The sequence below is a fragment of the Marinobacter sediminicola genome (assembly GCF_031157525.1).
GTDB classification, from domain to species: Bacteria; Pseudomonadota; Gammaproteobacteria; order Pseudomonadales; family Oleiphilaceae; genus Marinobacter; species Marinobacter sediminicola.
The window spans coordinates 1-5,390 of the sequence record NZ_JAVIXR010000025.1 but is presented as its reverse complement, the minus strand read 5'-3'; the positions used below and the strand labels follow the sequence as shown (position 1 = coordinate 5,390).

Below are 5,390 nucleotides of genomic sequence, written 5' to 3'. Positions count from 1 at the left end.
AATTAAACGGTTGACAAGGCGGCGAGACGATGTAGAATACGCCACCTTGATTGAGCAACGGCTCAAACGCTCTTTAACAAATTGACCAAGTAATTCGTGTGGGCGCTGGCTGGAGTATTTCGACAAGAAATACCAAGGCAAGCGACTCGTCAAAATTGAGTTTTGTCTTGAGCAAAGGTTATAAGATCTTCGGATCTTAATATGATTTAAACTGAAGAGTTTGATCATGGCTCAGATTGAACGCTGGCGGCAGGCTTAACACATGCAAGTCGAGCGGTAACAGGGGGTGCTTGCACCCCGCTGACGAGCGGCGGACGGGTGAGTAATGCTTAGGAATCTGCCCAGTAGTGGGGGACAACAGTCGGAAACGGCTGCTAATACCGCATACGCCCTTCGGGGGAAAGCAGGGGATCTTCGGACCTTGCGCTATTGGATGAGCCTAAGTCGGATTAGCTAGTTGGTGAGGTAATGGCTCACCAAGGCGACGATCCGTAGCTGGTCTGAGAGGATGATCAGCCACATCGGGACTGAGACACGGCCCGAACTCCTACGGGAGGCAGCAGTGGGGAATATTGGACAATGGGGGAAACCCTGATCCAGCCATGCCGCGTGTGTGAAGAAGGCTTTCGGGTTGTAAAGCACTTTCAGTGAGGAGGAAGGCCTCAAAGTTAATACCTTTGAGGATTGACGTCACTCACAGAAGAAGCACCGGCTAACTCCGTGCCAGCAGCCGCGGTAATACGGAGGGTGCAAGCGTTAATCGGAATTACTGGGCGTAAAGCGCGCGTAGGTGGTTGAGTAAGCGAGATGTGAAAGCCCCGGGCTTAACCTGGGAACGGCACTTCGAACTGCTCGGCTAGAGTGTGGTAGAGGGTAGTGGAATTTCCTGTGTAGCGGTGAAATGCGTAGATATAGGAAGGAACACCAGTGGCGAAGGCGGCTACCTGGACCAACACTGACACTGAGGTGCGAAAGCGTGGGGAGCAAACAGGATTAGATACCCTGGTAGTCCACGCCGTAAACGATGTCAACTAGCCGTTGGGGATCTTGAATCCTTAGTGGCGCAGCTAACGCACTAAGTTGACCGCCTGGGGAGTACGGCCGCAAGGTTAAAACTCAAATGAATTGACGGGGGCCCGCACAAGCGGTGGAGCATGTGGTTTAATTCGACGCAACGCGAAGAACCTTACCTGGCCTTGACATGCAGAGAACTTTCCAGAGATGGATTGGTGCCTTCGGGAGCTCTGACACAGGTGCTGCATGGCCGTCGTCAGCTCGTGTCGTGAGATGTTGGGTTAAGTCCCGTAACGAGCGCAACCCCTATCCCTAGTTGCTAGCAGGTAATGCTGAGAACTCTAGGGAGACTGCCGGTGACAAACCGGAGGAAGGTGGGGATGACGTCAGGTCATCATGGCCCTTACGGCCAGGGCTACACACGTGCTACAATGGTACGTACAGAGGGTTGCAAACCCGCGAGGGGGAGCTAATCTCACAAAACGTATCGTAGTCCGGATCGGAGTCTGCAACTCGACTCCGTGAAGTCGGAATCGCTAGTAATCGTGAATCAGAATGTCACGGTGAATACGTTCCCGGGCCTTGTACACACCGCCCGTCACACCATGGGAGTAGATTGCACCAGAAGTAGTTAGTCTAACCTTCGGGAGGACGATTACCACGGTGTGGTTTATGACTGGGGTGAAGTCGTAACAAGGTAGCCCTAGGGGAACCTGGGGCTGGATCACCTCCTTAAACGAAGTTGAAGCTTCGGTCAGAGTCCACACGAATTACTTGGTTGATTGATAAAGAGAGCAAGGGTCTTTCAGGCCCGACTTGGCTTGTCTGTGGCAAGCAAAACCGGGTCTGTAGCTCAGGTGGTTAGAGCGCACCCCTGATAAGGGTGAGGTCGGTGGTTCAAGTCCACCCAGACCCACCAAAATTGCTCAGCTCGGCGTTATCGAGTGACTTGCATAGCAGGCTATGCGGCGCCCCTCGATGGCTTGATCTGAACAATTTACATCTCTACTCAGTATGAGTGAGGTGGCATAGCTTAAATTGGGGCTATAGCTCAGCTGGGAGAGCGCCTGCCTTGCACGCAGGAGGTCGGCAGTTCGATCCTGCCTAGCTCCACCAAATATTACTTGGTCACCTGACTTCGGTCAGTGTACAGAAACAAGTGTTTCAACTTTGTTAAGTTCGAAATCCTTCTTTCTGATCACTGGGTCAGATTTGCTCTTTAACAAATTGGACGAGATAGAACACGAAGACATTTTCTCATTATCTCCGAGAGAATGTGTTCAATGTGATAGCGATTTTTTCAAGCGTTATCCGGTGTTGTCGTTGAAGTGGTTGTTATATCGCTTCAAGGAACTGTCTCCACTTATTGGCCTCCTGGTTTACCAGGGCGTTGATGAATGGAACACAGTTGTCTTGGGGTTATATAGTCAAGCAACTAAGCGCATACGGTGGATGCCTTGGCAGTCAGAGGCGATGAAAGACGTGGAAGCCTGCGATAAGGTTCGGGGAGCTGGCAAACAAGCTGTGATCCGGGCATTTCTGAATGGGGAAACCCACCCGATTTCGGTCGGGTACCTTGCACTGAATACATAGGTGTAAGGGGCGAACCGGGGGAACTGAAACATCTAAGTACCCCGAGGAAAAGAAATCAACCGAGATTCCCTAAGTAGCGGCGAGCGAACGGGGACTAGCCCTTAAGCTAGACAACTGGTAGGAGAAGGCTCTGGAAAGTGCCGCCATAGTGGGTGATAGCCCCGTATCCGAAACCTGAGTCTAGTGAAATCGAGTAGGACGGGACACGTGGTATCCTGTCTGAATATGGGGGGACCATCCTCCAAGGCTAAATACTCCTGACTGACCGATAGTGAACCAGTACCGTGAGGGAAAGGCGAAAAGAACCCCTGTGAGGGGAGTGAAATAGATCCTGAAACCGTATGCGTACAAGCAGTCGGAGCAGACTTGTTCTGTGACGGCGTACCTTTTGTATAATGGGTCAGCGACTTATGTTCAGTGGCGAGGTTAACCGTTTAGGGGAGCCGTAGGGAAACCGAGTCTGAATAGGGCGAATTAGTCGCTGGGCATAGACCCGAAACCGGGCGATCTATCCATGAGCAGGTTGAAGGTTGAGTAACATCAACTGGAGGACCGAACCCACTGTCGTTGAAAAGCCAGGGGATGACTTGTGGATCGGAGTGAAAGGCTAATCAAGCCCGGAGATAGCTGGTTCTCCCCGAAAGCTATTTAGGTAGCGCCTCGGACGAATACCACAGGGGGTAGAGCACTGTTTCGGCTAGGGGGTCATCCCGACTTACCAACCCGATGCAAACTCCGAATACCTGTGAGTACTATCCGGGAGACACACGGCGGGTGCTAACGTCCGTCGTGAAGAGGGAAACAACCCAGACCGCCAGCTAAGGTCCCCAAATTCCAGTTAAGTGGGAAACGATGTGGGAAGGCTCAGACAGCTAGGAGGTTGGCTTAGAAGCAGCCATCCTTTAAAGAAAGCGTAATAGCTCACTAGTCGAGTCGGCCTGCGCGGAAGATGTAACGGGGCTCAAACTGGATACCGAAGCTGCGGCTGCATACTTTGTATGCGGGGTAGGGGAGCGTTGTGTAAGCCTGCGAAGGTGAGTTGAGAAGCTTGCTGGAGGTATCACAAGTGCGAATGCTGACATGAGTAACGACAATGCGGGTGAAAAACCCGCACGCCGGAAGACCAAGGGTTCCTGCGCAACGCTAATCGGCGCAGGGTGAGTCGGCCCCTAAGGCGAGACCGAAAGGTGTAGTCGATGGGAAACGGATTAATATTTCCGTACCTTGGATAGCTGCGATGGAGAGACGGAGAAGGCTAGGTGAGCCGGGCGACGGTTGTCCCGGTTTAAGCGTGTAGGGAGTGGGTTTAGGCAAATCCGGATCCACAATCCTGAGACGTGACGACGAGCACCCTTTTACGGGAGCGAAGTCATTGATGCCCTGCTTCCAGGAAAATCTTCTAAGCTTCAGGCTATTCGAGACCGTACCCCAAACCGACACAGGTGGTCAGGTAGAGAATACCAAGGCGCTTGAGAGAACTCGGGTAAAGGAACTAGGCAAAATGGTGCCGTAACTTCGGGAGAAGGCACGCTGGTGGTATGTGAAGTTCCTCGCGGACGGAGCAGAAGCCAGTCGAAGATACCAGGCCCCTGCGACTGTTTATTAAAAACACAGCACTGTGCAAACACGAAAGTGGACGTATACGGTGTGACGCCTGCCCGGTGCCGGAAGGTTAATTGATGGGGTTAGCATTCGTGCGAAGCTCTTGATCGAAGCCCCGGTAAACGGCGGCCGTAACTATAACGGTCCTAAGGTAGCGAAATTCCTTGTCGGGTAAGTTCCGACCTGCACGAATGGCGTAACGATGGGGGCGCTGTCTCTACCCGAGACTCAGTGAAATTGAAATCGCCGTGAAGATGCGGTGTATCCGCGGCTAGACGGAAAGACCCCGTGAACCTTTACTATAGCTTCACAGTGAACTTTGAATATGTTTGTGTAGGATAGCTGGGAGGCTTTGAAGCGTGAACGCCAGTTTGCGTGGAGCCAACCTTGAAATACCAGCCTGGCATGTTTGAGGTTCTAACTCTGGTCCCTTATCGGGATCGAGGACATTGTGTGGTGGGTAGTTTGACTGGGGCGGTCTCCTCCTAAAGCGTAACGGAGGAGCACAAAGGTGGGCTAAGTACGGTCGGACATCGTACGGTTAGTGTAATGGCACAAGCCCGCTTAACTGCGAGACTGACACGTCGAGCAGGTACGAAAGTAGGTCATAGTGATCCGGTGGTTCTGTATGGAAGGGCCATCGCTCAACGGATAAAAGGTACTCCGGGGATAACAGGCTGATACCGCCCAAGAGTTCACATCGACGGCGGTGTTTGGCACCTCGATGTCGGCTCATCACATCCTGGGGCTGAAGCCGGTCCCAAGGGTATGGCTGTTCGCCATTTAAAGTGGTACGCGAGCTGGGTTTAGAACGTCGTGAGACAGTTCGGTCCCTATCTGCCGTGGACGTTGGAGATTTGAGGAAAGCTGCTCCTAGTACGAGAGGACCGGAGTGGACGAACCTCTGGTGTTCGGGTTGTCACGCCAGTGGCATTGCCCGGTAGCTATGTTCGGACAGGATAACCGCTGAAAGCATCTAAGCGGGAAGCCCCTTCCAAGATGAGATCTCCCTGGACCCTCGAGGTCCCTAAAGAGCCGTTCAAGACCAGGACGTTGATAGGTCGGGTGTGTAAGCGCTGCGAGGCGTTGAGCTAACCGATACTAATTGCTCGTGCGGCTTGACTATATAACACCCAAGACAATTGCGGATGACGCAACGAAAGAATCAACATCACAGAAAA

General features: G+C 52.6%; 2 tRNA genes and 2 rRNA genes. All 4 read left to right on the top strand.

Annotated features, from left to right (window positions below):
* The first annotated feature begins 208 nt into the window (after positions 1 to 208).
* The 4 genes from RG807_RS17575 (at position 209) to RG807_RS17560 (ending at position 5,335) form a co-directional block, all read left to right on the top strand.
* A 16S ribosomal RNA gene (locus tag RG807_RS17575) occupies positions 209 to 1,749 on the top strand.
* A 107-nt stretch (positions 1,750 to 1,856) separates the two neighbouring features.
* Positions 1,857 to 1,933: transfer RNA gene (locus tag RG807_RS17570), tRNA-Ile, on the top strand.
* A 121-nt stretch (positions 1,934 to 2,054) separates the two neighbouring features.
* A tRNA-Ala gene (locus RG807_RS17565) sits at positions 2,055 to 2,130 on the top strand.
* Between the two features lie 309 nt (positions 2,131 to 2,439).
* Positions 2,440 to 5,335, top strand: a 23S ribosomal RNA gene (locus tag RG807_RS17560).
* The 16S and 23S rRNA genes sit together here with 2 tRNA genes alongside, the layout of an rRNA operon.
* Positions 5,336 to 5,390 lie beyond the last annotated feature (55 nt).